Genomic DNA, 25,953 nt, shown 5'->3' with positions numbered 1-25,953 from the left:
AAACGGATGAGGTAGGGCTGTCCTATGCGAGCGGAAATTCCAGAGTATGTTTCAAAGCCTGTATCGTCAACGGCGCATTGCCTTCCGATCGATTGTTCACCAGAACATAGGCCCGACGATTCTCTCCCACGGCCTGCTTGATGAGGGCCACCGTTTCCTCCCTCATCTGTGGCAACACTCCCACGATCTTGCTGTAGGGCGCCGCCCGTTTGACGGCCGCGTCATGGCTCATGTGGAGCGGCGTGAGCAGGCGTATGACGGCGAACGACGCGGTGAAATGCTCATCCATTCGTGTGTGCTGGTGTAGGAGTCCTGGCATGTAGGACCAGTGGTTGTACACGTGGGCCACCCCATGGCTTTCGAGGACCTTCCCATATTCTTGGCCGAGCAACCCCACGTTCCGTAATTCCACAGCATAGCGAAGGTCTTTCGGCAATTGCCCGAAGAACCGATCCAGCCGTGAGCAGAACTCACCCCTGAGCATCCCGTGTTGTTGGAACTCAAACATGAGCACTCCCATGTGCGGCTGAAAATTCGCCTCCCGATAGGGCGTGAGGACCAGCTCATTGAACAGCTTCGCATCAAGGAAGCGCGGGTTCGCCTGCCCCGCCTTGGCGCCATAACGAACGTGGTTTGCAAACGTGTGGATGGTGAGCTCCTCCCAGACCTTGAAACACATCTCGAAGTCTTCCGGGATCTGGTTGAGATAGTAACGGAGTTGGTTGGTTGCGGGTGGTCGGTAGAACGTGGAATCGTTGCCGACCGTACGAAAGAGCGGTTCACCGTTGTGGAGGTACTGGCAATATTCCCCCAAACATTCCCGGGCAAACGCCGTCTTCGCATATTGCCGCTGATAGATTTGGCCTTTCCAGCCTTCGTAGGTCCATGTCGAGGTGCCGAAGCGAATCAGAGGGGAGAGGGACATGGGTGCGCGATTGTACTGGAGGAGACCTAAAGAAACTAGGGCTACTCCCAGGTCCAGAAGCACGTACGGTTCTCCTATCGTAGGGAGAACACTCCACACCCGAGAGGCACGCTATGGCTCGGAAAGATTCACAGTATATCGCGCCTCTTCCCTTCGAGCGCATTTTGATGGACCTTCGCCCATTGCGGCAGTACCCCCTGGCCAACGGACGGCGATCAAAGTTCAAAAACAGGCAAGCGGCGCTGCTAGGGATGGGCACGCGGATGGGGCGAGCATTGCTCAAACGAATGTTGGTTGAAGAGGGTAAGGGACGAACGCCCCGGCGCGTTAAACCAAAGTCAGGTAACACGCGCTAGACAGACTTGCGGGATAACTTCATGGGGCGCGTGGCGAGGGAACTTCTTCAGACGGAAACGGGCAGAGGGTTATCTTCCCCTGCCCGTCATTTCTTGGCCGTCGGTGTGTAATACGCTATTTGACTTCATTCAAATGTGTGAGGGCGGCTTCGGCATGTTCCGTTGCAGCGTCGGCGTGGCCCGCCTTGCCATGCTCGATGGCTTCGGTCAGATGGTTGATCGCCTCGTTTAAATGGGGGTTCTTGCCTCCCCTCTCAGCGTGATTCCGAGCCTTTTCGGCATGTGTGACCACCGCATCAGCATGGCCCTGTTTGCCATGGTCTACGGCTTCTTTGGTGTGCATGACGGCGTCCTTGACGTTACCGGCCGGGGACGGCTGTGCGTGGAGTATCGGTGCGCCAACGAACATTCCAAGTGCAACACCAATGAGAGCACCCCGGTAGAATCTGCTGGTCATCTTTGCCTCCCTTATTGTGGTTAGAATACATCGCCGCAAAAGACTGTAGGAAACTTCGCTTACTCTTAGCAAGTATCAGCTCTGGTATGTTCTCCATGAAGGAGATCGATATGGTAAAGAGCGCGGATATCCCTCATTGTTGGTACCACTGATCGGCCTCAAATATAGGGAATTGCGGTTGTGGTATGTCATGGCGCAAAGACCACAGACACAGCCGACCGTAGACATGTGTAGACGAGATTGATGCGAAGGTCAAGCCGTAATCGGCTCCCTGTCTTGATTATTTTTCCACGCCGCGTATTCAAACGCACGTGTTTTAGCCTCGGGACCTGAAAAGGCAGCCATGTGAATGTCCCCATCTCCATCTTCGTTAAAAGCCTCTACGATCCATTCCCGATCAAAGCGAGATGGTCTGACTTGGTATTTCATGCGCCCTCCTTTGAATGTGTGCGCAATGTTGCCTGATTGCCGATTGCAGAGAACTAGGAAACTCTTTAGGTCAGTCGAAGACGCAAATTTGCAGATGCGTCAGCCGTCGGGTAAGGTAAGTCTATGAAGAAAAGACAATCATCCACCGATCCGAAAGCCATCGCGCACGATATGCTACAAGCAATCGCGGGCGAACCCGCCGGAACAACTTCAGTTAAGAGAGAGATCTCCAATAACCGCATCAAGAACCCTGCTGCTGTTGCTTTAGGTCGGTTGGGAGGTCTGAAGGGCGGGAAGGCAAGGGCCGCGAAGCTATCGGCCACGAAGAGAACGAGAATCGCTAAAAAAGCTGCTCAAAGCCGATGGAAGAAAAAGGACGCCTAGTCCAAGAATCTTCGCGACCGCTTAGCGGACCTCTTCAGTCTCTCTTCTCGACATGTGCCAAAGGCCTCGTCAGATCTTCAGGAAGCTGCTGGACGGCTATATCTTATGTGATCTGATGTGAGGGAGTGGAAACCGGGCTATCGTTTTACTACAATTGGGACGCTGGCTCGTCTCCTGAGCGAGATTAACTCGTGGCGAACGTATTTGGTGGAGGGCACGGGAGTTGAACCCGCGACCCCTACGTTGCGAACGTAGTGCTCTCCCAACTGAGCTAGCCCCCCACCTGTGGGAAAACGGGTCACGCGATCCCTGATGCCCGCAGGGTTCGCTGCGCATCAGCGCGCAGGGTTTAGCTGCGGAAGGAGAACGGGGAGGAATATAGGCTCGCGTACCCGTGATCGGCATTATACACAACCTGCTATCGAGTCTCTACCAGGACCTTTATCCTGCACGGTCGGACAACTGTGGTGTTTATGTGAGGTGAAGAAAAGTACCGACGAGGAGCCAGCGCCTATTGCCTCGACAGGCCATCTCAGGGGTTCGTTATCGGTAGGTGATCCTAACCCGGTGTAAGAAATCCTCCAGTTGTGCGATATGTTGTTCGACTATCGAGCGGTCCTGGCGTTGCGCCGCGAGTTCCAGGACGGCTCCAATTTCGCTAATCCTGTCGAACCCGAAACCGCCTCCATCACCCTTCATGCGATGGCCCAGATTCTGAATCGTCCTGAAGTCTTGCTCGGTCAGCGCGGCGCGAAGTGTCAGGAGATCTTTCTTCCGGTTCGCTAAAAAGATCGGTACGATATCCTCAAGGTCACGACTAATCTCCACGGGTAATCGGGTCTCTGATTCGGGGGGTAAGGGGTTCGTCACCGGACGATGTGATCCTTGTGCGCCCGAAGAACCTCCAACAAGGTGGATTTCTTGACAGGCTTGGTCAGATGAGTGTTGCAGCCGGCTTCAATGATGCGGGCACCTTCTTCTTTGAGGGCCAACGCGGTGAGGGCGATGATCGGTGTGGGCGGCAGATCATGGTCTCGTTCCCATGATCGAATCGCTTTGGTCGCGGTATAGCCGTCCATCACGGGCATATGCATGTCCATCAAGATGACGTCGTAATGTTCGCTCTTGAATTTATCCAATGCGATCGCGCCATGGTCGGCCACGTCGAGGAAGCAGTCGGTCTGCTTCAGGTACGACCGTACCAGCAGCTGGTTGTCAGGAGAATCCTCAACCAAGAGTACCCGCAAGGCCCGCGTCGGAGTCGCCGCCGATGACTCCGCGACTTCGACAGTCGTTGGCGCAGCTCCTTTTGCCCGGCCCAGGGCGATTCCGATCGTTTGCAGGAGGTCGGACCGTCGAATGGGCTTAATCAGGTACCCCCCAAGGCCGAGATCATACGTCCGAGCGATATCATCAGCCCAATGGTCGGAGGTCAACATGATCACCGTCGGGTCGTGCCCGCCGGAGAATGCGCTTACCTGTTCCGCAACTTGAAATCCGTTCATCCCCGGCATACGGCAATCGAGAAGTAAGAGTTCGTAGGCCTCACCCTGGTCGGCCGCGCGTTGGAGCGTGTCCAATGCCGTCCTTCCGTCGCTCGCTTCCGTGACCTGAGCGCCCCAGCTCCCCAGTGTTTCGCGGAGGATGAGGCGATTGGTCGGATGGTCATCCACCACCAGAGCTCTGATTCCCGTAAGATCGATCTGTGCTGCGGCCTTCTGAGCTTTCTGGGTGAGTTCTGTCTGGACCTGAAGCAGGATGGAGCAGTGAAAGGTGCTGCCCCTCCCCACCGTGCTCTCCGCCGAGATCCGGCCGTTCATGCGTTCAGCAAGGCGCTTGGTAATCGCAAGGCCGAGTCCCGTGCCTCCAAACTGCCTGGTGGTTGACACGTGCGCCTGCGTAAAATTGTCGAAGATCAAGTCGAGCTTATCTGAAGGAATGCCGATTCCGGTATCGCTCACGGAAAAGCGAACAGCGCCGGGAGTATGTCGGCCGGGATCGTTGGTGACACGAACCTCGACAGAGCCTTTTTCGGTAAATTTGAGAGCGTTGCCGATGAGATTGATCAGAATTTGGGTCAGCCGCGTCGGATCACCGATCAAAAGACAAGGCACCTCTCGGTCCACATGAGAGGCGAGCTCCAGTCCCTTCTCATTGGCTCTCATCGCCAGTATATCGATGGCCTTATCGATGACTTCGTTCAAATCGAACTCAATGGCTTCCAACTCCAAGTGCCCCGCTTCGACTTTGGAGAGGTCCAAGATATCGTTGATGAGACTCAACAGTGTGCCGCCTGCTCGTCGAAAAATGCGCAGGTACTTGCGCTGATCCGGTGTCAGCGGAGTTTCCCAGAGAAGGTCGGCCATACCGATGATCGCATTCATCGGGGTACGGATCTCATGACTCATGCTGGCCAGGAACTCGCTCTTTGCCCGGCTGGCCACTTCGGCGGCCTCTTTGGCGACACGGAGGGCCTGTTCTACTTCACGCCGTTCGGCCGCCTCGAGTGCCAACGTCGCCATGGTTGCGAGAAGACCGGCGAGGTGCTCTTCATGCCGGCTCCATTGCCGAGGGATCCCAACTGACTCGGCGCAAAGGACTCCGACGAGCTGTCCTTTTTGCCTGATCGGCGCACTCAGCATGGCTTCGATATTGAACGGCGCGAGATATGACGGCGCCAGCTCTTGAGTCCGGGGATCTTGGGCAGCATGGTGAGATGCGATGGCTCGACGCTCACGGGTCAAGGACCGAAGGTAGGCAGGACAGAGCTTGGATTGGAACACAAAGTCGGGATTGGAGTGTTCTCGGCCCGATTCACACAGGTCGACGAGTCTGATGGAATCTCGTTCTTTGGAGAGCAGCCATGTGCTGGCTCGCTTGACTCGTAATAGACTGCAGCAGGCTTTCGAAATGGCTTGGAACGCCTGTGAAAGGCTGCCGCTGTTCATGGCTTCACTTTGTGCCAGCTTATGAAGGGTCTCCTGGTATTGCTCCAACAGCGCGGCTGAGTTCGGCTTGAGCGAAGAGCGGGTCTGCTTGGAGCGCGGTGGCACACGGGAAGTGGTGGTCCGGCCGGCAGCGGGAATAGGGCGTTGGGAAGACTTGCCGGGTGCGGAGACTCGTTTTTGAGAGGCTACCCGTGGACGGCGTGACATGGGCGCGTGAACGCTCAGCGAGTGTTGTGAGGAGGTTCCTGGTCGTCGTGTGAGTCCGGGACCAACATCAGAATGCTGGCCGATTTTGCCCGGTTGCGTCCCTCTTGTTTGGCTTGATACAGCGCCTGATCTGCAGCCTTGATGAGGTCGGTCGGGGAGGAGTTTCGGTTGGGAACCACGCAGGCGTACCCGACGCTGATCGTCACGAGTTCCCCATCCGAGTGCTTAATCCCCAGCGATTCGACTCGGCGGCGCAAGCTCTCTGCAACTTGAGCCGCGCCGTCAATACCTGTGCCGGGCAATACCGTGACAAACTCATCTCCTCCGTAGCGGGCGACCAAATCACCGGGTCGATTCACCGAGCTGGAGACGGCCGCAGAGACTTGTTTCAGGCATTCATCACCTGCGGTGTGACCTTTGGAATCGTTGTAGGTCTTAAACCGGTCGATATCGAACATGATCAGAGACAGGGGAGTCGACTCGCGCACGGCTCTTCGCCATTCCTGGTCCAGAAAGTCGTCGAATTGTCGTCGGTTGGTGATGCCGGTCAATCCATCCAAACAGGAGAGGCGGAGCAGCATCTGATTGGCCTCTTGGAGCTGACGCATGACCTCGAGGAGCTCTTGCTCACGCGCCCGGCGGCGGTCGATTTCATGAACGAGCCGGAGGACTGACCGCACTCTGGTCAGGAGCTCGATCTTGTTGACCGGTTTGGCGACGTAATCCATGGCGCCGGCGGCAAATGCCAGCTGCAGATCGACCGGGTCTGTCTTGACCGTGACCATGATGATTGGTGTGTCTCGGAACCGGTCGACGGCTTTTATTTGGCGGCAGGCTTCGATACCGTTCATTTGCGGCATCAGAATATCCATGAGGATCAGATCGACGCGTGCAATGCCGTGTTTGCCGCCGTCGAGGCCCAAATACTTAAACGCGGCGGCCGGGGAATCCGCCGCTAAAATGTCTTCATAACCCGCCGTGGACAGAATGGTCTGCAACAGCAGGCGATCATCCGCAGAATCGTCGACGATGAGAATGCTCATAAATTCACACAGTCTGAGAAGGAAGGAGACTGGCGGAATCGTAACAGCTAGGCCTGATAAACGCCAGGATAAAGCTTTTTGAGGCAGGGTTGGCAGAGACCGTGGCTGAATTCTGCCTCCGAATGCTCGCCGATGTACTCTTCGAGCTGCTGCCAGAACCCGCCGTCGTTGCGGATTTTCTTGCACGAAGCGCAGATCGGAATCAGGCCGCGAAGTACCTTAACTTCCTTGAGGGCGCGTTGCAGTTCCTGATTGCGTTGTTGCAGCTCCGCCTCACGTTCCTTACGACAATCCATCTCGTTCTTCAAGGTCAGAGCTGAAGCGACTCGTGCCAGCAATTCCACTTCGTTGACCGGTTTGTTGATGTAGTCCATCGCCCCGGCCGAGAACGCCTCTTTCAGATTGTTGAGATCATTGTTGGCGGTCACCATGATGATGGGAATGTCTCGAAGGTGGGCCTGCTGTTTGATTCGGCGGCATGCCTCCACCCCGTCGATCTCGGGCATCAGGACGTCCATTAAGATTAAATCGACCTGAGCCGACAGTTGAGTGCCGTCGAGGTTCAAGGTTGCAAACGCCGCCTGCGCAGAATCCACCGCGACAATCTGGTCGTGACCGGCCTTGGCCAGGATAGACTGAAGCAAGAGATGCTGGTCGGGCGAGTCGTCGACGATGAGGAGCGCCATAACGTTCTTAACGGCTGAGGTCCCGCAAAACTAAAGTCACGATAGGATCAGATCCAGTATAGCAAATGACTGTAGGGGTATCAGGCGAGTTTGCTTTTGACTAAGTCGCTGAGTTGTTTGCCGTCGATGGGCTGTCCTCCGAGGCGAGCCATCACAGCTTTCATGACCACTCCCATATCCTTCAGCGAGCGGGCCCCGGTTTCGGCCATGACCGATCCAACGACGGTCTCAAGCTCTTGCGGGGAAAGCGGTTTTGGGAGGTAGGACTCGATGATTTCAATTTCCTTGCGCTCTTTCCCGGCCAGCTCCATCCGCTGGGCTTTTTCAAAGTGCTCGACGGATTCCCGTCGTTGTTTCACCAGGGTGGTCATCACGCGGCTCATTTCCGCGTCATCGAGGTCCCGTTTGAGTTCGACTTCTTTGTTCAGGACCGCAGCTTTGATCATCCGGATCACATCCATGCGAAGTTGATCGCGTGATTTCATCGCGAGCTTGAGGTCTTCAGTGAGGCGGTCGTGCAATGACATAGAGGATCTCTCGGGTTAAGGGGGAGCTAGCGGGAAAGCATACCTTTCTGGTTTCAGTGAGTCAACGACATGGGGTGAGAATGGTATTCAGACAAAGGGGTGGTATGATAGACCCCGAACCATCGAGACATCATTACCCAAGGAGGATAGAGATGTTCGGAGAAAAGACCGGGGGAACAGCACACAAACGTCGGTGGCTTATTCTTGTCGCGGGAGTGGTGCTGGCGGGTACCGGTGGGTGTGCCGGCGAAGCGCCTAAGCCGGCGTCGACGGTGACGCAGGACCAGGTCCGCGATCATGGCGATAAGGCGTTCGACAAGCTGAAACAAGAAGAGAAGAATCGTGCGGTTGGTTCCGGGGTGGGCCCCTACTGATTGGCGCTGGTGGGCCGGCGCGACAACTCGCGTAAAGGCTTCAGCAGTGGTAGTTCCCAGAGTAGTCGATTGTGGGCTCGTCGCTCGACCTGACGGGGTTCGTGGAAGGTCCTGAGTAGTAGAACCGAGACGAGCAAGCGCAGCAAACCCGAAAGAAAGAAGATAAACGGGAGATTCGAGACAGGCTCCAGCGTGACGGCTCCAAGCCCCAGTCTGGCAGGCAGCGTATCGATCAACAGACTGCCGATTACCGTTCCCATGGCCCACCCGATGGCGTTGACGATGCTTGAAATAGCGACCGCCTTTGCGCGATCCGTCGGCTGTACTGCGTCGAAGACATAGTTGTTCAACCCGAGTCCAAGTCCGGCCCACACCACGCCTCCAAAGAAGTTCACGGCGACAAGAAATAACCACGTCGTGCTGAATAGATACAGCATGGGCAGAAACGCCACGAGTAGGCCGGTAAAGGTGAGCAGCGCCTTGTTCCCGAAGCGATCACCGAACCGGCCCCAACCGGGCAGGGTGAGGAATTGACCGAAGATGCCTGCCGCGAGCCAGGTTCCATACTGCCAGTGAGCCAGGTGGAGATCCTGAAGCAGATAGATGACGAAGAAAGGACCAGCTACCAGGACAGCGGAATGCATGAGTCCTGAAAAGAGCAGGAAATGGCGAAAGTTCTCAGACATGCCCGTACGGAAAAATTCCAGAAAGCCCGTTGGCGCCGTGCTCGCGTCAGGTGTTGGTAAGCCGCTGACGTTCCGCAGCAAGAAGGCCGGTGCGCTCCGGCAAACACCGGCTGTGAGGAACATGACGGCGAAACCGATCCAAAGGAGTTGCCGCTCTTCGAAAAAACTCAACAGGACTCCCGCCAGGCAGAGCGCGATAAAACTGGTCAGTGCAATCACCCGTGCTCGTTTGGCGAAGTACATGCCTCGCTCGTTGGGTTCCAGCAAGTCGGTGATAAGACTGTTCCAAGCAGGAGACGTGAAATGGCTGAAGATGAAATAGACGGCGACGGCGGCTATGAGAAGCCAAGGCCCTTGGTTGGGCCAGAGTAACGGCAGTGCCAAGATAGGGATCCAGGATAGAGACTGACCGATGATCCCCCAGAAGACTTGAGAGGCTCGGCTGGGGAACCAGTGGGATACCTTGACTGAAACCAACTGCGCCCATGTTCCTAACAGTTGTGGAACGGCGGAGAGGATGCTCAACTGGAATGGTGTCGCGTGGAGCAGCAGCGCAAAGGCGGAGAGGTACTGCTCGCCTCCGCCTTGGGCGACCGCTTGGAACAGGCCATCTCGAATGCCGAAACGCCGCCCGGATTCGTGCGGCTCTCTAGGGCCAGGGTCGACGGACTGTAATGTTGATGTCGAGGCTTGTTGGGGAGTCATACGGGCACGCCAAGAGCACTCTACCATACAACTGGTGTGGCACAAGGATTGATCGGATGATCCCCGACGGTTATTGACCCCAATGACATGCCTCAGTACGATTGATTCCATGGCTGCCGATGCTCCTGTCGCGAGACTGTCGCGAGGCTGGTTTACCGTCGGTGTTCTATGTGTCGTGCTTTTCTATGAACAGGTAGGGGTGGGCAAAGATCTCCTGCCTTCCAAAGAGCAGGAGTCCACGGAGATTGGAACGACACAAACCCCTTCATTCGACTATCAGGAACAGGGCGTTCCACAATCGCTCTTTACCTGGATCAAGATGGCCAAAGGGTTTGAGGTGGAATGGGATACGTTTGGACGAAAAGGGTGGTATAGCCAGGATCCGCGGTTGAAACCGATCGAGCCGGGCTGGATATTCACGCCGGAGGTTCCAGCTATTTATATCGTTTTTGAAGTGGCTCCATTGGAAGATCCGGCACAGTTTGCCGTGCAATGGCAGATCGAGCAGCCGAGCGGCCAGCCGAATGAGGGTCCGCTGGGCAAGGACGTGCTCGAAGTGCCGGGTCATGAACGATATGGGTACCTCGAGTTAAAGCGTTCAGGCACGAAATGGGCGGTGGGTAATTATCTGGCGAAGATCTATATCGCGCCTTTAGGACAGCAGCCGTTTCATGCCGTGAATCAGGTCGGTACGATGCGCTTTACCGTCGCAGAGGTCGGACCTGCCTTGACGCCTGAACAGGGGTCCGTCAAATGAGGTGAGAACGAAAGGAGCGTTATGGGGGAGGGAGCCAGGGTTTCGGATCCGGAAAAACTGACATTACTCTATGAGCGATTTCGGGATGTTTGCTTGGTCGAGAAAGAAGTCTGGAAGGAAATTTTTCTGCCTCGTGAAATTGCGCAGGGGCCGATTCGGACGAACATCCAAGACCGCTATGAGGTTGAGATTGATGATCCCGGTGTGGAAGCTGCTCTCGAGAGCAACATCGCTCTCGGATCGGCCGCCTTATGGGCGGCCGTCCAAGAATACCGCCGACACATCACGTTCTATCGGAAAACTTGACACCGGCCGTTCTCGATGCCGCACGACGCCCACCATCGAACGTTGTTACACGGTCAGACGCTGCAAGGCGGCAATTCGTTCCTCCATCGGCGGATGAGTGGCAAAGAGGTGCATGAAACCGGACGTCTTGCCCGAGATCTTGAACGTCGCCAACGCATCCTGCGTTCCGTACTCAGGCTGCGCGCGGTTGACCCACCGGTTGATTGATTCCAGGGCGGCGATCATCGCGCCCTTGCCATACACCTTCGCCGCAAACGCGTCCGCACCGAATTCTCGGCGACGGGAATGCCAACTGATGACCAGCATGGCAAGAAACGACAAGACGACCTGCAAAAAGATATACACAACAAAGGCCAGGATCGGGTTCCCCGCGTTGCTTCCCTCCCGGTCTCCCTGTGGTTGCCCGACGATTTGGGCCAGGAAGTTGCTGATGTAGTACACGAACGTGTTCATTAACCCGGCGAGCACAGTCGTCGTAAACATGTCTCCGTTATAGACGTGCCCCATTTCGTGGGCGAGCACCGCCTTCACTTCATCTTCCTTAAGATTTTGCAACAGACCCGTGGACACCGCTACCATTGAATTGTTCTTGCTCGGACCGGTTGCAAACGCATTGGGATCAGGGGATTCGTACACCCAGACTTCCGGCATGGTGATGTTCAGCCGTTGAGCAATCTCCTGGACGGAGCCGTAAATCACGTGCTCGGCATGCGACCGAGGTTGGGTAATCTGTTGGCAGCTCAGCATCGCGCGAGCCATCTGCTTGGAGAATGCCAAGCTGATGAACGCACCGCCGAATCCGATCACCAGGGACCAGACCAACAGCTGCTGATTGAAGACTCCCCGCACATCGATCCCGAATGCAGGCAGGACGACGTTTATCAACAGGTTGGCCGTGATTGACAGCGTGATGTAGATGAGGAAGTTTGCGATCAGAAACAGGCCAATACCCTTAAGCCACTTCATGGAAATCCTCCTTCGGGATTAGCTACTCGCTTGTAAAAGCGACCCGGCCATGGAACAGCCACTATTATACACAACTGGCTTCCGGAAGTGACCGCATCAGTGACGGCCACTCTCTTTCAACCCCAACATAAGGACGCGTTCCGGAAAGTCAAGACTTTCGAAGTCTCTGAAAGTACTTGGATAATGTTGACCCCTTTCTTTGGTTCCTGTTAGAAAGTTCTTATGAGAGTCGGCATAAAGCCTTTCTGGGTTCTCGGCATGGTGGGCTGCTTAACGATGCTGCTGTTGCCGTCTATAGGACGGTCTTCAGATACCGTGGTCCCCACTCCGCCGATCGTGGTGCCCATGTCACCTGATGGAGTTCAACGGGCTACGGTTATTCTCGACAGCTATTCCTATTCACCGAATCATCTGGTTGTGGAAAGGGGGAAGGCCGTCGAGTTGACGCTGACCAGCGTCACAACGATTACACCGCATAACTTCATTATCAAGGACTCGGCCGGAGGCTTGTCGATCGAGTACGATGTCGGAGCTGGCAAGACTGTCCTGGCTAGATTTGTTCCGACGGAGCCTGGTCGCTTCCCGTTCTTTTGCGACAAACGATTGTGGCCCATGCCCAGCCATCGAGACAAAGGGATGGAGGGGGTACTGGAAGTCAAGTAATGACTCTCTCCATGGCGACCACCACTTCCAATCACGAGCTTCTCCGTGACCTTCTGAAACAAGTCTCGCGTCTGTTTTACACGACATTGGTCGTTGTGCCGGCAAATGTGCGTGACCAAGTAGGATTGGCATATCTCTTTGCTCGGGCCGCCGATACGATCGCCGATACGGATTTGATCGACAGATCGCGCCGGTTAAGTTTTCTTAACCGTCTCAGGGAGCAGTTTCTCGGTGAACATCCCGACTGGGATCAGATCCGCACGATTCAACAAGCCGTGGGGCCTCTCCAACAACATTCGGCGGAACGAATCCTGCTCGAACGGTTGGATGAGTGTTTCCGGCTGTTCCTTACCTGTTCGCCGGACGACCAACGTCGAATCGAGCGGGTGATGATGACGCTGACGCAAGGAATGGAGATGGATCTGAGCACCTTCCCTGGAACTTCTGTGGCCGATCTCACCGCGCTCAAGACGCTCGATGATTTGGATCGTTATATCTATCATGTGGCCGGTTGTGTGGGTGAGTTCTGGACCTCTTTGATGTGTGCCCATCGAAAGGCACTGGCGCACTGGGATCTTCAACGGATGTCCGAAGTGGGGGTGAGATTCGGAAAAGGGCTGCAATTGACGAACATCGTGAAGGACATTGCCCACGATTTGCAGAAGGGGCGTTGTTATGTTCCCGAAATGATGCTCACCGAAGCCGGTCTGAAACCGGCGGATCTATTGGATCGGAACAACCTTCCTCGCTTCAGACCCGTCCTGAGCAATCTTGTCCGCCTGGCGGTCGGGCATCTGGATCAAGGCTGGCTCTATACGATGACGGTTCCGCGCCGTGAAACCAGGTTACGGTTGGCATGCATGTGGCCGATCCTCTCAGCCGGAGAATCACTCAAGCTCGTCATGAACTCTCCCGATTTATTGGATCCGGCCGTCAAAGTCAAAATCCCACGCAGCAAGGTCTATCAGATCATAGCCATGACGACGGGGACCGTGGCGTGTGGATACGCCGGGACCGCATTGTGGGGGCACTTGCGAAAACAGATCGTGTGAATGCTTTTTTCTCCTGCGACTCGCGGCTGGAACAGCCGGTCTCTTGATTTCTCCTTCTTTCTTTCGCGAGGTGGGTTGGTCAATCGCGCAAACTGCGCGCATTGACCGAGCACCGCCCGCTGTCTAACTTCTCATTCCATTCTTGCGTGCGCGGTCAGCGAGCACGGGTGATTGACCAACCCGCCTCGCTCTTTACTTCTTCTGCGGCTCCAGCAACTTGTCGCCTTTTCTAAACACGGCGTAGATCGCCTGCGACGGGCAGGCGTCAAGACAGAGTCGGCAGCTTTCAAGACAGCGCGATGGATCGAACTTGTAGGGCGGCGTTGACAGCCACGCGCTGGTCGGGCAGATCGGTACGCACACGGCCTGGTGAATGCAACGGTCGGGATGGCGGACGAGGTGATCACGAACGACCAACATGGGCTTGACTCCTTCGAAGAGGCCTTGCGAAAAGATCTCGAACATATTCTTCTTCGGCAGACTACTCATTTCCATTCCTTCACGAGTTCTTTGAGGCGATCTTTGAGCTCAGGAATCTGCGCCAGATTATTATGAATCGCGCCCAAAATCTTTTCCAGCCGTGCGGCTCTCAGCGCTTCCTTGTCCTTCCTGGCTAATTGATCATACTCTGCAAAAGCCGCTTGGTGGGCCGGTTCAAGTAGGGCACGAGCATCAACAAGGGCTTGTCCAACCGCCCAGGGCTCGGGTGCGAGCGGAGGGACGATCGTAAAGGAAGCATCAGTAAAGACGACTACCGCGGCGCCCGGTTTGCCCGTCAGCGGGATGACGGCACGAATCGTCTTACCTTCGCATGCGTTCCAGTTCAGCACCAACCCGGGAAACTGGTGAGCGAAGGCCACTTTTTCCATGTTGGCCTTCCATTTGTCTTCGGTGGGCATTGGAAGTGCGGCAGAAGAGCGCTAGGGTCTCTTCAGTGGTGCCAACTGTTCCGGAATCGGGTGATCAGGCATGAGCAATCGGGTTACGATTTCCCCCTTCATGACATGCCGTTCCATGATTTCTGTGACATCTGCTTCAGTACCGACCCAGTACCACACTCCTTCGGGATAAACCACCACACTTGGGCCGAGTTCGCAATGGTCGAGGCAGCCGGCCTTGTTGGCACGAACGAGACCTTTGAGATTCAATCGCTTGGTTTCGTTCTTGAAGTGCGCATGAAGTTTTTCCGAGCCCAAATTTGCGCAACAACCACGCGGATCGTCCTTCGGACGCTGGTTGGTACAGACGAAGATATGTCGTTGAAAAGGTGGCATAAGGAAGCCGGTTATGCGGGCATGGTGAGGGTATTGAGTCGTTCCATCAGGATCGTGACATCGTGACCGTTTAAAAAGGGAGACTGTTGTTGGGGCGCGCTCAGGATGGTCCGAATTTCCTGTAACCGTAACGAGGCCCGTCGGAACTCGTCACCCCGTGAAAGCTCAGACCCTTGGCCGGCGCGTAGTTTTTCGAATTCGGTGCGGATATCGCGAAAGTCCCGTTGCAAGTTTTTGTGCATCGAGCAAGGGGTACAATACCATTTCGGATTTTGATCCGCTGACGGCGACAGACGATCGTAGGGGCGGCCGAAAAAATCCTTCCCCAGTGAAAACTTCGTGAGCGGTCCACCAGCGGATCCACAGGCCTGACACGATTCGTTCCAAGAGTCCATGTCTACCCTCCATACGCGATTCGCAAAGCCTCATCTTACAACAAGACTTTCAGGACTGTCCACGGGCGCAGAGGCGCTGGGCGAAGCGTATCGTTCTGTGTCGAGGTATAATGACTCGATGAACTCACCGGGCGCATGGTCGAGAGGGGAATCGCTATGATTATCGGCATCCCGAAAGAGATCAAGGACCAAGAGCATCGCGTCAGTCTTACGCCGGACGGTGCAGCCGCATTGCGCCAGAGTGGACATGACGTGTGGGTTGAACCGTCGGCCGGTCAAGGTAGCGGATTTAGTGATGACGAATACCGTAAGGCCGGGGCGATCATCGCCCGCTCAAAACACGAGATATTCGAGAAATCAGAGATGATTGTGAAGGTCAAGGAACCGCTGCTCTCCGAATGTTCGCTCTTCCGACCGGGACAAGTGTTGTTTACCTACCTGCATTTGGCGTCTCTTCCCGAACTGACGAAAGTTTTGATGGCGACGAAGATTACGGCGGTCGCCCGTGAGACGGTTGAAGCTGCAGACGGCAGCTTGCCGATGTTGAAGCCGATGAGTGAAATCGCCGGTCGCCTGGCGGTACAAATCGGAGCACAGTATTTGGAACGGTCATACGGAGGACGAGGGGTATTGTTGAGTGGTGTGCCTGGTGTCGAGCCGGGAAAAGTCGTGGTGCTCGGAGCCGGAGTCGCCGGCACGTCGGCGATACGAATTGCCGTCGGCATGGGGGCGCAAGTGACCGTACTCGATTTGAATGTTCAACGGCTGCAAGAGCTCGACGATCTCTATCGAGGCCGAATTATTACCCGTATCTCAACGCAGGCCGCCGTCGAGGAAACAGTGGTGGAAGGGGATGTGGTCGTCGGCGCCGTGCTCGTGCATGGTGCACGCGCGCCCAAGGTCGTGGGGCGCGCGTTGGTTGCACGGATGCAACCCGGGGCTGTGATCGTTGATATTGCAGTGGATCAGGGAGGGTGTTTTGAAACGACACGACCGACGACGCACTCAGAACCAGTCTACGTGGTGGATGGTGTGACACACTATTGCGTGACGAACATGCCCGGCATTGTTCCCCGAACGGCGACCTTTGCCTTGACCAATGCAACCCTGCCCTATATAGTGCGCCTCGCTTCTGATGGTGTCGATCGAGCCATCCGTTCGGATTCTGGGCTGGCTCGTGGTGTGAATGTGATGGATGGGAAAGTGACCTGCCAGGCTGTGGCCGAAGCGCATGGGTTGCATTTCACTCCCATCCTGTAAGACAATCAGACCCTTAGTTTCCAACGATTCATTGATGTCGGGGCGTAGCGCAGCCCGGTAGCGCACTGCGTTCGGGACGCAGGGGTCGGAGGTTCAAATCCTCTCGCCCCGACCAAACCAAGCTTGCTCGTGCCGCGTGCTATTCATCGTATTATCGTAACGATCGCACGCGGATAATTCCCTCCAGTGAGTTCCCGTTTCGTGCTCGACCCGGAGCCTAGTTTTTCCATTGAGGCGACGGGATAGAAACCACACGTGACCTACGTACCGGGTCGAAGGTCAAATCCTCTCGCCCCGACTATAGAGCTTGCTCGACCCGTCGGCTCTTAACCGTTCATGGCGCCGGCGGACAACTCCTCCCAGTTCCGCTTTAATCAACAATCCGCTTCGTGTAAGTCATCGCCTATTCGTCGCAGGATCGCATGAAGACGCTGGAGGAGAGATCAGGTACTAATCCCATATCGGTTCGATGAACCGAGCGCGAGCCTTACTGTTCGTCCATGGTGCCATGTGTCGCCGATTCGCCGTGGTGGCCGCGCCATGGCTTTGAACGCTAACATGGCGAGGAGACGACGCGCGCGTAGAAATTGTAAAACACGTGACGCATCTGAAGAGGTGTGAGAATATCCGCTGGGCGGACCAGTGAATAGCCGGCAGCGCCCATATCCTTGGTAAAGCCAGATGATGCCATCGGCTGATGATCCGCCGGTTCGGGCACACATTCTCGTGCATGGTCGTGTGCAGGGTGTCGGGTTTCGGGCGTTTGCGTCACGGGTCGCGAGAGGACTTGAGCTGTCGGGCGGCGTCCGTAATCTCGACGACGGCCGGGTTGAGTTGGAAGTTGAAGGTAAGAAGACGCTCATCGATGCGCTGATACGTGAGTTGCGGAGCGGTCCTCCGGCCGCGCGGGTAAAGAAGATTGACACGGAGTGGAGTGCGGCGACTGGACGGCATTCGAATTTCAGCATTTGGCATTAGGGAACGAGGGATCATGGGTCGGCAGCACGACGAAGAGTCCGAGTTGAGTGAAGCTCGGAGGCACACTGTCGACGATCTGGGGGCCTCAGAACCCGGGAATGCGGCGGACCAGAGCGAACGGGACACAGGTCGATCGGAGGGGCTTGATACGCTCAAAAGTTACCTCCGGGAGGTTCGCCGATCGACCCTGCTCACATTTAAGCAAGAACAGCAGCTCGGGAAACGGGTGATGGCCGGCGATGAGCAAGCCCGTCAGCAGATGATCGAATCAAATTTACGGCTTGTGATCAGTATCGGAAAACGCTACATGCATCGAGGATTTCCGTTTTCCGACATCGTCGAAGAAGGCAATTTGGGCCTGATCAAAGCGGTCGAAAAATTTAACTACAAGCGGGGCTTCCGGTTCAGTACCTATGCTTCGTGGTGGATCAGGCAATACATCGAACGGGCCATTATCAATCAAGGGAAGCTGGTGCGCCTCCCGGTACACGTGGTGGAACGCCTCAATCGGTACCTGAATCGTGCCGAACAATTGGTACAGGAGCTGGGGCGAGATCCGAGGGCGGCGGAAGTGGCCGCGAAGATGAAGACCTCGGAAGAAGAAGTCTTGGACCTGAAGCAGTTGATACGGACCACCTGTTCGCTCGACAGCCCGCTCAACGACCGCACCGATACTTTCCTGCGCGATGTGATCGAAGATCCGGTTGGGCTGTCACCCGACGAGACTGCGGACGGGGTGCGTCGAAGAACGGAGCTGATGGCCTGGGTGAGGGAGTTGCCTGAGAAAGAGCAAACTGTTATTGTGTCACGGTTCGGGCTCGATGGAGACGAAGCGAAGACGCTGGAGGAAATCGGCCGTACCATGGGATTGACCCGAGAGCGGGTCCGTCAAATCGAGATGGCCGCGTTAGTTCGTCTTCGTAACACCATCGAGCGAAAAACCATGACACAGGCAGATCTGCTCTAGTCTCGTGACCGCCCTCAATTATCAAGCACTCATTCGTGAAGTGCCGGACTTTCCGAAGCCCGGCATTCTGTTTTATGACATCACCACACTGCTGAAAAATCCTGCCGCCGTTCAAAGTCTTGCCGACGAATTGACGACTCGGTATCAGAATCGCGGGATCGCCAAGGTCGTCGGCATCGAGTCCAGAGGGTTTATCTTTGGGGGGATCCTCGCGGCACGTCTTGGCGCCGGATTTGTCCCCGTTCGTAAGCCGGGAAAACTCCCCGCCGACTGCTACGAAGTGAAGTACAGCCTGGAGTACGGAAACAACAGCTTGGCGGTGCATCGTGACGCGGTTGAAATCGGAGAGCACGTATTGATCGTCGATGATCTCCTGGCGACCGGAGGAACGGCTGAAGCGACGATCCACCTCGTTCGCCAGTTGGGGGGCCTGATCGTCGGGCTCGATTTTCTGGTTGAGCTGAAGAGCTTGAACGGACGCGAAAAGCTCGCCGGCTATGACGTCCATTCAACCATCACGTATCCCTAGGCGGTTTCATTGGTCTCTTCATCGCCACTTGTTCCAAGGGTACCGGCCGTGGTATAGAAGCCGGACCTTTTCGACCCTCCAACCATCTTTTTCGGAGTGGACCTTCTATGGCGACGAAAACACAGACGAAAAAAAAGGATGTGGTGAAGACGAAGCCGGTAACATCAAGCCTTAAGAAGCCGCAGTCGGTCGCCTCCAGTGCGACTTCAGCGGTTAAGACGGCCACCGAGGTCGAGATAGAGGCCCCCATACGGCCCAAGGAAACTGCAAAAGAGCGAGAAGCGAGGGAGCAGCGACAGGAAGTGCTCCATAAAATGCTCCTTGGTAAACGACAGGAGATCATTAAGGAGATTGAAGAGAGCCTGGGGCAATCTCTGACCGAGGACCAACAGCGGCGTTTGGAATCAGCGCGTGACGTCGGGGACCAGGCTTTAATGGATCTTGAGCGCGAACTGGGTATCTCGTTGATGGAGATGCGCAACCGCCGGCGACAATCGATCGATGAAGCACTTACGCGTCTGCACGAAGGAACATACGGCATCTGTGCAGAATGCGGCATCGAGATCAGTGAGAAGCGACTCCAAGCGGTTCCCTTCGCCAAGCTGTGCGTGGAATGCCAATCGCGCGCGGAACTGCTGGAGAAAATCGAACGAGAAGAAGATCGCGATTAGTTCCGAAGACGTTCTCCTCACGGTATCCTGGAGTGCCTTCTCTCCCTCGCATGCACGGGGCTATCACCGGACGAGCAGTTGTTCTCGCCAGTGGCGGATTGGACTCCACTGTCGCAGCGGCTGTTGCGCGGCAAGATGGCTACACGCTTTATCTGCTGACCATCGCTTACCGGCAGCGGCATGCTGTGGAGATCGAGCGGGCGAGGCAGGTGGCGACAGCCCTGCAGGCTCAACAGCATGTGGTGGTGGACGTCGATTTGCGGACAATCGGAGGATCAGCCCTCACCGATGATCTCCCGGTTCCGAAATACGAGAGTGAATCTGAACGGAGCAAGGACGTTCCCATTACCTACGTGCCGGGCCGAAACTTGATCTTTCTCTCGCTGGCGGCTGCTCATGCGGAAGTGCTGGGAGCCTCGGTCATCTATTTTGGCGCCAATGTGATCGATTATGCCGGATATCCAGATTGCCGCCCGGAATTCATCAAGGCTGTGGAAGCGGCCATTCAGGCCGGAACAAAGGCAGGCATGACGGGCAAGCCTATTGAAATCCGTGCTCCCCTGCTTAGGATGAGCAAGACCGAGATTATTCAACTCGGCATGACGTTGAGCGTTCCCTTTCATCTGACGCATAGCTGCTATGACCCTGTCGGCTCGCTTGCGTGTGGGCGATGCGACAGCTGCCTCGTGCGCAGGCGGGGATTTGCGGAAGCAGGAGTTGTAGATCCTGTTCCGTATGCGGTATGTTGACGAAACGAGGCTTCACATAGCTGGTCCGGCCGTATGAAATTGTCACGGATGATATGGGTGAGCACGGTTCTGCTGACGCTTGGCGCAACACCGGCATGCAGTCAGAATGGGGGGGAACCGAAGCTAACGGGAACAGTCGCCTCCGCCCCCGCCGAGTTGCGCAACGGAGAACAGAAATTCAACGCCAACTGTTCCGCCTGCCACGGGGCCGGTGGAGTCGGTACCGCCCAAGGCCCACCGCTGGTCCACAAAGTGTACGAGCCGAATCATCACGGTGATGCGGCCTTTCAACGAGCAGCCGCCAATGGCGTGAAGGCTCACCATTGGCAGTTCGGAGACATGCCAAAGATCACCACCGTCGTGCCCGACGACGTGGATCATATCGTGAAATACGTTCGGTGGCTGCAGAAACAGGCCGGCATCTTCTAGTTTCTCACCTCGTGTTTCCTCAGTGTCTCGATCTTACCTCGTCGATCACGGGGGGTTGGGAAGACGAATCCTCGAGCGAACAGAGTTCACTGGGGGACTTCCGAGTCGCTCCTCAGACTCAGCCGGTTCATTCTTCTATTCATGAACCATCGTCACCTGGGAGGATTAAAATGCTGAAGTATGCTTTGTGCGCTCTGGCTGTGTTCCTCGTCGTGATAGGGCTTGCCCCTGATACAGGATGGTCGGAACAGACCTCCTCGACCTCTGCATTGCACCGTAGTCTCCACGGCGTCATCGTTGATAAAGCCGGCTCGCCTGCCGTGAAAGTTCCTGACGGAACGGTGTACCTCTTGAACAAGAACCGTGCGCTTCGGCATGGCCATGGGCTGCCCAAAGTTGGTGAGGAAGTGACCGTCGTCATTGATGAAAACAATGCGGTGCTTGAGGTTCATCCGAAGGGAACGGAATCGAAGCATCAGTTTATCACCGGGGATGTGGTAGCCGTGGGGCTTCGACAAGGAACCATTACGTTAAAGACGCCGGAAGGGGAACAATCGTTTCCGCTTGAAAAGCGAGAGTTGTCGGCCTCTATTCGCGATGGAGCGACGGTGACGGCGGAAATCAACGAAGGGGGAAATGTTATTGATCTGCACCCTGCGGAGCACAGGCAGTTACAGCCTGGAGAAACAAGCACTCCGATCAACCGATCGCACTAACGCAACCATGAGCGATCGGCTGCTTGCATGAACTCATTGCAGAGCCAACAACACGAGGTTGGCCTGAATTCAGGAGGTCTATGGTCGAGCAGCCTCTCGTCACCGGCGCTTAGGTGTCCATTTCTTGGCTCGTGATTCCGCTTCAGCGATCTGATCGGCGGTCATCTGCGCGCCCAGTGCATTGCGAGCTTCAGCCGCTCGTTTCTCACCGTACGCGGCCGAGAGGTTGTACCACATGTGTGCGTCGATGAAGTTCTGAGCGACGCCGCGTCCCCGCTCATACATCATCCCCAGCTTGGCAAATGCCAACGCATTTCGTTGTTCGGCGGCCTTTTGAAACCAATACAGCGCCATGGGATCACTGAAGGGGGCGCCTTGCCCCAGAGAGTAGAGTGTTCCGAGGTTGACTTGCGCGTCGGCATGCCCTTGGTCCGCGGCTTTCTTGAACCAATCCTTCGCTTCGAAATGGTTTTGCGGAAGACCGCGGCCTTCGCTATAGAGCAGGCCCAATTGATTTTGGGCATCAGGATTCCCGCTCTGCGCGCGTTTGAGGATTTCGCTCACTGCCGCGCCACCAATGAGCGGTTGAGGCGGAGCAGGGGGTGGCGTAGTGCAGCTTGAGACGAGAAATGACACCAAGAGGAGTCCTACAAGAGCAACAGACTGGTAGGGCGGCGGCCGGTGAAACATTCTAACGATTGTTACCTGATTAATATCTGCTGGCCAGCTAGCGGGCCACGAAAAACGCATCCTACTCAGCCGACGGCCGTGAGTTCAAGAAAGAATTTCGGATAGGAAGTGTGTTGGAGAGAAGTTAGAGATATCACGATGTGTGGAACACGCTCCTCGGCGGCTAGGAGGAGTTGATTGACGTGAGAGATCTCAAATTGTGGATCCCGACAGGCGCTTCGGCGCGGTGTTTGGACCGGAGAGATCCTTGGGCTATTGTTCTTCAGGCGCATCCTGCGCTTTCGGTCTCCAATTCCTCGCCAGGAATTGTGCCTGGGCGACTTGAGTCGGCGTCATATCGCGGGCCAGTCGGTCTCGCCACTTCGCACCCTCCTCATGCCCATTGGCTGCCGCCAGGTTATACCACTGGTAGGCCTGTACGACATCTTTGGGGACACCTCGAGCTTTTTCATAATGGGTTGCGATAAGAAACATCGCAGCCCCATGTCCATGATCTGCAGCCAGGCGGCACCACCGGAAGGCCTCCTGATAGTCCTGCGGCATCCCAAGGCCCTTGTCCGACAGCACGCAGAGTCTGTATAAGGCGTCCGGATGCCGCTGCATCGCCGCCATGCGATACCACCGAACCGCTTCTCGGTGGTCCCGAGGCAAGGCGTTCTCGTATTGCAAACCGAGGTGGTATTGGTCCTGGGCACTTCCTTGCTCCGCCACAGACTGAAACCCATCGATACGTGTCACGGATTCGTGCACATCCACATAGGGTGATTTTGGCGGATCGATACATCCCGGTAGAGTACCGAGGATGGCGAGGACGATGAGATAGCGCAGGCCGGCGGTCATGACGGTCTCCTCTGTTGCGATCAGCCTAGCAGGATACTTTCCCAACGGGCAACCAGCAAAGTATCACGGTGTACTGTAGCACATGTCACACGCTCGGTGACGAATCTGACGATAATTCGGTCCATGGCGTTGCCGGACTGTCCTTTCACTTCTAGGATGCTTCAAGGCTGGGAGCATCGGGATTCCTGACTACGTTCCCAGCCAATCCGATACCTCTTCGACAACGCCTCTTCCGATTTGACACCAGTCATCGAGAGTCGTAGCCTGGTGCGCAATCATGTTGCGCAAATGCCGTTCGTTCTCCCATCGGAACGTTCCGTTTATGTTTGACGAGAAAAGAATATTGAGATGCTTGTTATGTATGGGGCTCCTGTCTCTCCTGCCTACGCTGCCGGCTGTGGCTGAGGGGGAATTTTCGCCTTCGTCGATTAGAAAGGGCGTCCTCTTGGTTGCCAGTCCGTCGCTGAGTGATCCCAACTTCCGTCAAACCGTCCTACTCATTATCGAACACGGAGGAAGAGGCACAGTCGGTCTCATTTTGAATCGTTCCACGAACGTACTGGTATCCGAGGTTTTGCCGGACCTCACCGTGCTCAAAGGAACGCGCTACCGATTGTTTGCCGGTGGTCCGGTCGAGCGAACGCAGCTTGTCTTGTTGTTTCGATTGAAGAGCCCGTATCCCGATACGCGATTGATCGTTGAGGGGGTCTATGTCGGTACGCCGAGAGTTCTCGAACGTATCATGGCTCAACCTAAATCGTCCGAAACCTTTCGCGCTTTTGCCGGTTTGGCCGGATGGGCACCAGGGCAACTCGACTATGAAATGCTTCAGGGATCGTGGGGCGTCTTACCATCGGACACCTTCAACATCTTTGATAAGGACCCAGCCACCCTTTGGCCTGACAGTATCAGCCGCCTTCAGGCGCCCAGAACCATTTCCAGTACGCGATCGTCCTGAAGACAATATGGCTGTTCAAAAGCTCAACAGAGAAAATCAGAAGGGAATGTCCGCTTATCCCAGCTTGCCGAGGCGCGACTGAAGAATGCTGATGGTTGCGATGGCGGCGGTCTCTGCCCGCAGGATGTGCTGACCCAGGGTCATCGGTTGAATTTCCGCCTGTTCGGCCGCGAGCATTTCTTCCTTGCTCCAGCCTCCTTCAGGGCCGATTAAAACCAGTATGGAACCAGTCGCATCGTGCGGGAGTTCGACCGTCTGCAGATTTTTCCCGTCTTGCCGCTCCGTAAGCATGAGTGTCACGGTATCGGTCACATGGCTTCTCAGAAGTGAGGTGAGAGAGTGTGGTGGAGTGATGGTCGGGACCCGCCATTGCTCGGATTGTTGCGCAGCTTCGAGGGCAATGCGTTGCCACCGGGCAAGCTGATGGTCAACACGGTCGGCTTTGAGTTGCACCACGCTGTGCCGGCTTTCAATCGGCATGAGTTTATCCACGCCCAGCTCGGTGGCTTTCTGAATCACCCAATCCATCTTTTCGCCTTTGAGGAGGGATTGACCGAGGAATAGGCGCGGGACGCGCCGGGGCGGTTCCTGAATCGTGTCGAGAATGTGCCCGGTGAGCGTTCCTTCGGAAACGTCGGTGATCTCCGCACGATATCTGGTGCCTAGCCCATTGCCGAACCACAGGGATTCCCCGATGCTGACACGTAGGCTGTGCTTGAGATGGGTCAGTAAGTCATCCGGCACTGTTATGGTCGGTGGAGCGATGCACTGGGGAGAGACGAAAAACACAGGCATGTGGGACTCTGAAGATCGGGAAGGCCGGACTACTCGAAAAACGTCTTCATCTTGTCGAAGAAGCCGTCACCGTTCGCTTCCATGGACATGCCGCTCTCTTTGGCGAACTCTGTCAACAGCTCCTTCTGCCGGGCCGTCAGCTTAGAAGGAATCTGGACCTTGATCGTATAGATCTGGTCGCCTGTGCCGCCACCCTTCAGGCTGGGGATACCCAACCCTTTAATCCGAAGGACCTTGTCGTGCTGGGTGCCGGCCGGCACCTTGATGACGGTGTCTCCCTTGAGGGTCGGGACTTCCACTTTCCCACCAAGGACGGCCGTCACGAGACTGATCGGGACGTCACAGGCGATATCGAGGCCTTTTCGTTGAAAGATCTGATGAGGCTTGACGGTAATGGCCACATAGAGATCGCCGGGTGGACCGCCATTGGGGCCATGCTCTCCTTCATTGGAGAGCCGAAGTCGCATACCGGTTTCAATACCGGCCGGAATTTGCACGGAGATCGTGCGTTCTTTGTACACCCGTTGGCGGCCCTGGCAGGTCACGCAAGGCTCCGTCACGAAGTGACCGGTGCCTTCACATTGGCCGCATGGCCGGCTGACGCTGAAGAACCCCTGCTGAAACCGAAGTTGCCCCGCGCCTTTGCAACTGGCGCACGTCTTGATGGCTGCCGCTGACTTCGCCCCGGTCCCTTTACAGTCGATGCAAATTTCCCAACGCGGAATTTTGAGTTTGGCCTCTTTCCCATAGACGGCTTCCTCAAACGTAATCTCGAGGTTGTATTGGAGATCGTTGCCACGTTCAGTTCGAGTACCCCCTCCCCCTCGAGTTTGGCCGAAGAAGTCCTCAAAAATATCGTTAAAAACGTCTCCAAATCCTCCGCGCCCGAAATCGAATCCGTCGAAGCCGGCCGGACCCTGTTGCGCGCCGGCATGACCGAACATGTCATAGCGCTTTCGCTTTTCCTGATCGCTCAGCGTTTCATAGGCTTCGTTGATTTCTTTGAATTTTTCTTCAGCGGTCTTCTTATGGTGAACGTCGGTGTGGAGATCCGGATGGTGCTGGCGGGCGAGTTTTCGGTACGCTTTCTTCAGATCGTCTTCGGAGACGTTCCGATCAACACCGAGCGTTTCGTAGTAATCGCGTTTCGACACGGGTGCCATTGTACTGAACGTCTGGAAATGGCCGAGTTCCCCAACGTGCAGGGAACTCGGGCTGTCTGATGCGCTAT

Annotated in this window: 34 protein-coding genes and 2 tRNA genes; 17 read left to right on the top strand and 19 right to left on the bottom strand. The window is 55.9% G+C overall.

What is annotated here, in order from left to right; all coding sequences use genetic code 11:
• Nucleotides 1-22 precede the first annotated feature (22 nt).
• A complete protein-coding gene (locus H8K04_11230; GenBank protein UVT14424.1) occupies nucleotides 23-988 on the bottom strand; it encodes a DUF72 domain-containing protein in 966 nt (321 codons plus the stop codon).
• A gap of 50 nt (nucleotides 989-1,038) precedes the next feature.
• Here H8K04_11230 and H8K04_11225 point away from each other — a divergent pair, with 50 nt between their 5' ends.
• Nucleotides 1,039-1,281, top strand: a complete 243-nt coding sequence (locus tag H8K04_11225; GenBank protein UVT14423.1) for a hypothetical protein — start codon at nucleotides 1,039-1,041, stop codon at nucleotides 1,279-1,281.
• 115 nt (nucleotides 1,282-1,396) lie between these two features.
• On the opposite strand, the gene H8K04_11220 is transcribed toward H8K04_11225, so the two are convergent.
• Both H8K04_11220 and H8K04_11215 read right to left on the bottom strand, forming a co-directional pair.
• A complete protein-coding gene (locus H8K04_11220; protein ID UVT14422.1) occupies nucleotides 1,397-1,738 on the bottom strand; it encodes a metal-binding protein SmbP in 342 nt (113 codons plus the stop codon).
• Nucleotides 1,739-1,990: 252 nt separating this feature from the next.
• Complete coding sequence (locus H8K04_11215; protein UVT14421.1) at nucleotides 1,991-2,167, bottom strand: hypothetical protein; 177 nt, start codon at nucleotides 2,165-2,167, stop codon at nucleotides 1,991-1,993.
• 123 nt (nucleotides 2,168-2,290) lie between these two features.
• Between H8K04_11215 and H8K04_11210 the strand changes: the two genes are divergently transcribed.
• Nucleotides 2,291-2,551: a hypothetical protein gene (locus H8K04_11210; protein UVT18053.1), complete on the top strand. Its 261-nt coding sequence runs from the start codon at nucleotides 2,291-2,293 to the stop codon at nucleotides 2,549-2,551.
• 205 nt (nucleotides 2,552-2,756) lie between these two features.
• On the opposite strand, the gene H8K04_11205 is transcribed toward H8K04_11210, so the two are convergent.
• The 6 genes from H8K04_11205 to H8K04_11180 form a co-directional block, all read right to left on the bottom strand.
• Nucleotides 2,757-2,832 (bottom strand) — tRNA-Ala (locus tag H8K04_11205).
• A gap of 262 nt (nucleotides 2,833-3,094) precedes the next feature.
• Nucleotides 3,095-3,379: an Hpt domain-containing protein gene (locus H8K04_11200; protein UVT14420.1), complete on the bottom strand. Its 285-nt coding sequence runs from the start codon at nucleotides 3,377-3,379 to the stop codon at nucleotides 3,095-3,097.
• A 38-nt stretch (nucleotides 3,380-3,417) separates the two neighbouring features.
• Complete coding sequence (locus tag H8K04_11195; protein ID UVT14419.1) at nucleotides 3,418-5,706, bottom strand: response regulator; 2,289 nt, start codon at nucleotides 5,704-5,706, stop codon at nucleotides 3,418-3,420.
• 14 nt (nucleotides 5,707-5,720) lie between these two features.
• On the bottom strand, nucleotides 5,721-6,749 hold the full coding sequence (locus tag H8K04_11190) for a diguanylate cyclase (GenBank protein ID UVT14418.1): 1,029 nt from the start codon (nucleotides 6,747-6,749) through the stop codon (nucleotides 5,721-5,723).
• Between the two features lie 47 nt (nucleotides 6,750-6,796).
• Nucleotides 6,797-7,435: a response regulator gene (locus H8K04_11185; protein UVT14417.1), complete on the bottom strand. Its 639-nt coding sequence runs from the start codon at nucleotides 7,433-7,435 to the stop codon at nucleotides 6,797-6,799.
• A gap of 80 nt (nucleotides 7,436-7,515) precedes the next feature.
• Nucleotides 7,516-7,962 (bottom strand): GatB/YqeY domain-containing protein, encoded by a 447-nt coding sequence (locus H8K04_11180; protein UVT14416.1) that lies wholly within the window; start codon nucleotides 7,960-7,962, stop codon nucleotides 7,516-7,518.
• Nucleotides 7,963-8,114: 152 nt separating this feature from the next.
• On the opposite strand from H8K04_11180, the gene H8K04_11175 reads away from it, so the two are divergent.
• Nucleotides 8,115-8,336 carry a hypothetical protein gene (locus H8K04_11175; GenBank protein UVT14415.1) on the top strand — a complete coding sequence of 74 codons (222 nt, stop codon included), beginning with the start codon at nucleotides 8,115-8,117 and terminating at the stop codon, nucleotides 8,334-8,336.
• Here H8K04_11175 and H8K04_11170 read toward each other — a convergent pair.
• Nucleotides 8,330-9,727: an MFS transporter gene (locus tag H8K04_11170; GenBank protein UVT14414.1), complete on the bottom strand. Its 1,398-nt coding sequence runs from the start codon at nucleotides 9,725-9,727 to the stop codon at nucleotides 8,330-8,332. The genes H8K04_11175 and H8K04_11170 overlap by 7 nt on opposite strands.
• Nucleotides 9,728-9,836: 109 nt before the next feature.
• Here H8K04_11170 and H8K04_11165 point away from each other — a divergent pair, with 109 nt between their 5' ends.
• Both H8K04_11165 and H8K04_11160 read left to right on the top strand, forming a co-directional pair.
• Nucleotides 9,837-10,484 carry a hypothetical protein gene (locus H8K04_11165; protein ID UVT14413.1) on the top strand — a complete coding sequence of 216 codons (648 nt, stop codon included), beginning with the start codon at nucleotides 9,837-9,839 and terminating at the stop codon, nucleotides 10,482-10,484.
• 21 nt (nucleotides 10,485-10,505) lie between these two features.
• Nucleotides 10,506-10,790 (top strand): hypothetical protein, encoded by a 285-nt coding sequence (locus tag H8K04_11160; GenBank protein ID UVT14412.1) that lies wholly within the window; start codon nucleotides 10,506-10,508, stop codon nucleotides 10,788-10,790.
• A gap of 45 nt (nucleotides 10,791-10,835) precedes the next feature.
• Here H8K04_11160 and htpX read toward each other — a convergent pair whose 3' ends face one another.
• On the bottom strand, nucleotides 10,836-11,756 hold the full coding sequence (gene htpX, locus H8K04_11155) for a protease HtpX (GenBank protein ID UVT14411.1): 921 nt from the start codon (nucleotides 11,754-11,756) through the stop codon (nucleotides 10,836-10,838).
• A gap of 222 nt (nucleotides 11,757-11,978) precedes the next feature.
• Between htpX and H8K04_11150 the strand changes: the two genes are divergently transcribed.
• A complete protein-coding gene (locus tag H8K04_11150) occupies nucleotides 11,979-12,419 on the top strand; it encodes a cupredoxin domain-containing protein (GenBank protein ID UVT14410.1) in 441 nt (146 codons plus the stop codon).
• Nucleotides 12,420-12,430: 11 nt separating this feature from the next.
• Entirely contained in the window at nucleotides 12,431-13,471 is a 1,041-nt protein-coding gene (locus H8K04_11145; protein ID UVT17958.1) for a squalene/phytoene synthase family protein, read from the top strand.
• A 192-nt stretch (nucleotides 13,472-13,663) separates the two neighbouring features.
• Here the strand turns inward: H8K04_11145 and H8K04_11140 are convergent, their stop codons facing one another.
• Genes H8K04_11140 through H8K04_11125 form a run of 4 tightly spaced genes read right to left on the bottom strand, consistent with a single transcriptional unit; the run spans nucleotide 13,664 to nucleotide 15,140 of the window.
• Nucleotides 13,664-13,960, bottom strand: a complete 297-nt coding sequence (locus H8K04_11140) for a hypothetical protein (GenBank protein ID UVT14409.1) — start codon at nucleotides 13,958-13,960, stop codon at nucleotides 13,664-13,666.
• Nucleotides 13,957-14,340 carry a hypothetical protein gene (locus tag H8K04_11135; protein ID UVT14408.1) on the bottom strand — a complete coding sequence of 128 codons (384 nt, stop codon included), beginning with the start codon at nucleotides 14,338-14,340 and terminating at the stop codon, nucleotides 13,957-13,959. Before H8K04_11135 ends, H8K04_11140 begins: the two co-directional genes overlap by 4 nt.
• 51 nt (nucleotides 14,341-14,391) lie before the next feature.
• Nucleotides 14,392-14,745, bottom strand: a complete 354-nt coding sequence (locus tag H8K04_11130; GenBank protein UVT14407.1) for a (2Fe-2S) ferredoxin domain-containing protein — start codon at nucleotides 14,743-14,745, stop codon at nucleotides 14,392-14,394.
• An 11-nt stretch (nucleotides 14,746-14,756) separates the two neighbouring features.
• Nucleotides 14,757-15,140, bottom strand: coding sequence for a hypothetical protein (locus tag H8K04_11125; GenBank protein UVT14406.1), 384 nt, complete (start codon nucleotides 15,138-15,140; stop codon nucleotides 14,757-14,759).
• Between the two features lie 156 nt (nucleotides 15,141-15,296).
• Here H8K04_11125 and ald point away from each other — a divergent pair, with 156 nt between their 5' ends.
• From ald to H8K04_11080, 9 genes are all read left to right on the top strand, one after another.
• Nucleotides 15,297-16,400: an alanine dehydrogenase gene (gene ald / locus H8K04_11120; protein ID UVT14405.1), complete on the top strand. Its 1,104-nt coding sequence runs from the start codon at nucleotides 15,297-15,299 to the stop codon at nucleotides 16,398-16,400.
• 38 nt (nucleotides 16,401-16,438) lie between these two features.
• Nucleotides 16,439-16,515 (top strand) — tRNA-Pro (locus H8K04_11115).
• 569 nt (nucleotides 16,516-17,084) lie between these two features.
• On the top strand, nucleotides 17,085-17,378 hold the full coding sequence (locus H8K04_11110) for an acylphosphatase (protein ID UVT17957.1): 294 nt from the start codon (nucleotides 17,085-17,087) through the stop codon (nucleotides 17,376-17,378).
• 13 nt (nucleotides 17,379-17,391) lie between these two features.
• Nucleotides 17,392-18,345 (top strand): sigma-70 family RNA polymerase sigma factor, encoded by a 954-nt coding sequence (locus H8K04_11105; GenBank protein ID UVT14404.1) that lies wholly within the window; start codon nucleotides 17,392-17,394, stop codon nucleotides 18,343-18,345.
• 4 nt (nucleotides 18,346-18,349) lie between these two features.
• Nucleotides 18,350-18,874 carry an adenine phosphoribosyltransferase gene (locus tag H8K04_11100; GenBank protein ID UVT14403.1) on the top strand — a complete coding sequence of 175 codons (525 nt, stop codon included), beginning with the start codon at nucleotides 18,350-18,352 and terminating at the stop codon, nucleotides 18,872-18,874.
• A 107-nt stretch (nucleotides 18,875-18,981) separates the two neighbouring features.
• Nucleotides 18,982-19,545 carry a TraR/DksA C4-type zinc finger protein gene (locus H8K04_11095; protein ID UVT14402.1) on the top strand — a complete coding sequence of 188 codons (564 nt, stop codon included), beginning with the start codon at nucleotides 18,982-18,984 and terminating at the stop codon, nucleotides 19,543-19,545.
• 50 nt (nucleotides 19,546-19,595) lie between these two features.
• On the top strand, nucleotides 19,596-20,294 hold the full coding sequence (gene queC, locus H8K04_11090; protein ID UVT14401.1) for a 7-cyano-7-deazaguanine synthase QueC: 699 nt from the start codon (nucleotides 19,596-19,598) through the stop codon (nucleotides 20,292-20,294).
• A 57-nt stretch (nucleotides 20,295-20,351) separates the two neighbouring features.
• Entirely contained in the window at nucleotides 20,352-20,723 is a 372-nt protein-coding gene (locus tag H8K04_11085) for a cytochrome c (protein ID UVT14400.1), read from the top strand.
• A 170-nt stretch (nucleotides 20,724-20,893) separates the two neighbouring features.
• The gene (locus H8K04_11080) at nucleotides 20,894-21,439 is read left to right on the top strand and encodes a hypothetical protein (protein ID UVT14399.1); all 546 of its coding nucleotides are present in this window, start codon (nucleotides 20,894-20,896) and stop codon (nucleotides 21,437-21,439) included.
• Between the two features lie 99 nt (nucleotides 21,440-21,538).
• Here the strand turns inward: H8K04_11080 and H8K04_11075 are convergent, their stop codons facing one another.
• Together H8K04_11075 and H8K04_11070 are read right to left on the bottom strand one after the other, a co-directional pair.
• Nucleotides 21,539-22,003, bottom strand: coding sequence for a sel1 repeat family protein (locus H8K04_11075; GenBank protein ID UVT14398.1), 465 nt, complete (start codon nucleotides 22,001-22,003; stop codon nucleotides 21,539-21,541).
• Nucleotides 22,004-22,381: 378 nt separating this feature from the next.
• Entirely contained in the window at nucleotides 22,382-22,969 is a 588-nt protein-coding gene (locus tag H8K04_11070) for a sel1 repeat family protein (GenBank protein UVT14397.1), read from the bottom strand.
• 361 nt (nucleotides 22,970-23,330) lie between these two features.
• Here H8K04_11070 and H8K04_11065 point away from each other — a divergent pair, with 361 nt between their 5' ends.
• On the top strand, nucleotides 23,331-23,927 hold the full coding sequence (locus H8K04_11065) for a YqgE/AlgH family protein (protein UVT14396.1): 597 nt from the start codon (nucleotides 23,331-23,333) through the stop codon (nucleotides 23,925-23,927).
• Nucleotides 23,928-23,981: 54 nt separating this feature from the next.
• On the opposite strand, the gene H8K04_11060 is transcribed toward H8K04_11065, so the two are convergent.
• On the bottom strand, nucleotides 23,982-24,722 hold the full coding sequence (locus tag H8K04_11060; protein UVT14395.1) for a 16S rRNA (uracil(1498)-N(3))-methyltransferase: 741 nt from the start codon (nucleotides 24,720-24,722) through the stop codon (nucleotides 23,982-23,984).
• Between the two features lie 29 nt (nucleotides 24,723-24,751).
• Nucleotides 24,752-25,885 carry a molecular chaperone DnaJ gene (dnaJ, locus tag H8K04_11055; protein UVT14394.1) on the bottom strand — a complete coding sequence of 378 codons (1,134 nt, stop codon included), beginning with the start codon at nucleotides 25,883-25,885 and terminating at the stop codon, nucleotides 24,752-24,754.
• Nucleotides 25,886-25,953: the final 68 nt, after the last annotated feature.

The organism is Nitrospira sp. (assembly GCA_024760525.1).
Classification (GTDB): Bacteria; Nitrospirota; Nitrospiria; order Nitrospirales; family Nitrospiraceae; genus Nitrospira_D.
Note: the sequence above shows the minus strand (reverse complement) of the source record. Positions and strands in the feature narration are given on the sequence as shown.

Bases quoted from the DNA above. Each gene is read 5' to 3' on its own strand.
- H8K04_11105 (UVT14404.1), top strand. From the start codon at position 17,392: ATGGGTCGGCAGCACGACGAAGAGTCCGAGTTGAGTGAAGCTCGGAGG.
- H8K04_11165 (UVT14413.1), top strand. From the start codon at position 9,837: ATGGCTGCCGATGCTCCTGTCGCGAGACTGTCGCGAGGCTGGTTTACC.
- H8K04_11125 (UVT14406.1), bottom strand. From the start codon at position 15,140: ATGGACTCTTGGAACGAATCGTGTCAGGCCTGTGGATCCGCTGGTGGA.
- H8K04_11170 (UVT14414.1), bottom strand. From the start codon at position 9,727: ATGACTCCCCAACAAGCCTCGACATCAACATTACAGTCCGTCGACCCT.
- H8K04_11185 (UVT14417.1), bottom strand. From the start codon at position 7,435: ATGGCGCTCCTCATCGTCGACGACTCGCCCGACCAGCATCTCTTGCTT.
- dnaJ (UVT14394.1), bottom strand. From the start codon at position 25,885: ATGGCACCCGTGTCGAAACGCGATTACTACGAAACGCTCGGTGTTGAT.
- ald (UVT14405.1), top strand. From the start codon at position 15,297: ATGATTATCGGCATCCCGAAAGAGATCAAGGACCAAGAGCATCGCGTC.
- H8K04_11070 (UVT14397.1), bottom strand. From the start codon at position 22,969: ATGACCGCCGGCCTGCGCTATCTCATCGTCCTCGCCATCCTCGGTACT.
- H8K04_11220 (UVT14422.1), bottom strand. From the start codon at position 1,738: ATGACCAGCAGATTCTACCGGGGTGCTCTCATTGGTGTTGCACTTGGA.
- H8K04_11175 (UVT14415.1), top strand. From the start codon at position 8,115: ATGTTCGGAGAAAAGACCGGGGGAACAGCACACAAACGTCGGTGGCTT.
- H8K04_11080 (UVT14399.1), top strand. From the start codon at position 20,894: ATGCTGAAGTATGCTTTGTGCGCTCTGGCTGTGTTCCTCGTCGTGATA.
- H8K04_11215 (UVT14421.1), bottom strand. From the start codon at position 2,167: ATGAAATACCAAGTCAGACCATCTCGCTTTGATCGGGAATGGATCGTA.
- H8K04_11225 (UVT14423.1), top strand. From the start codon at position 1,039: ATGGCTCGGAAAGATTCACAGTATATCGCGCCTCTTCCCTTCGAGCGC.
- H8K04_11150 (UVT14410.1), top strand. From the start codon at position 11,979: ATGAGAGTCGGCATAAAGCCTTTCTGGGTTCTCGGCATGGTGGGCTGC.
- H8K04_11130 (UVT14407.1), bottom strand. From the start codon at position 14,745: ATGCCACCTTTTCAACGACATATCTTCGTCTGTACCAACCAGCGTCCG.
- H8K04_11190 (UVT14418.1), bottom strand. From the start codon at position 6,749: ATGAGCATTCTCATCGTCGACGATTCTGCGGATGATCGCCTGCTGTTG.
- H8K04_11140 (UVT14409.1), bottom strand. From the start codon at position 13,960: ATGAGTAGTCTGCCGAAGAAGAATATGTTCGAGATCTTTTCGCAAGGC.
- htpX (UVT14411.1), bottom strand. From the start codon at position 11,756: ATGAAGTGGCTTAAGGGTATTGGCCTGTTTCTGATCGCAAACTTCCTC.
- H8K04_11160 (UVT14412.1), top strand. From the start codon at position 10,506: ATGGGGGAGGGAGCCAGGGTTTCGGATCCGGAAAAACTGACATTACTC.
- H8K04_11145 (UVT17958.1), top strand. From the start codon at position 12,431: ATGGCGACCACCACTTCCAATCACGAGCTTCTCCGTGACCTTCTGAAA.
- H8K04_11210 (UVT18053.1), top strand. From the start codon at position 2,291: ATGAAGAAAAGACAATCATCCACCGATCCGAAAGCCATCGCGCACGAT.
- queC (UVT14401.1), top strand. From the start codon at position 19,596: ATGCACGGGGCTATCACCGGACGAGCAGTTGTTCTCGCCAGTGGCGGA.
- H8K04_11095 (UVT14402.1), top strand. From the start codon at position 18,982: ATGGCGACGAAAACACAGACGAAAAAAAAGGATGTGGTGAAGACGAAG.
- H8K04_11065 (UVT14396.1), top strand. From the start codon at position 23,331: ATGGGGCTCCTGTCTCTCCTGCCTACGCTGCCGGCTGTGGCTGAGGGG.
- H8K04_11195 (UVT14419.1), bottom strand. From the start codon at position 5,706: ATGTCACGCCGTCCACGGGTAGCCTCTCAAAAACGAGTCTCCGCACCC.
- H8K04_11180 (UVT14416.1), bottom strand. From the start codon at position 7,962: ATGTCATTGCACGACCGCCTCACTGAAGACCTCAAGCTCGCGATGAAA.
- H8K04_11060 (UVT14395.1), bottom strand. From the start codon at position 24,722: ATGCCTGTGTTTTTCGTCTCTCCCCAGTGCATCGCTCCACCGACCATA.
- H8K04_11110 (UVT17957.1), top strand. From the start codon at position 17,085: ATGCCATCGGCTGATGATCCGCCGGTTCGGGCACACATTCTCGTGCAT.
- H8K04_11135 (UVT14408.1), bottom strand. From the start codon at position 14,340: ATGGAAAAAGTGGCCTTCGCTCACCAGTTTCCCGGGTTGGTGCTGAAC.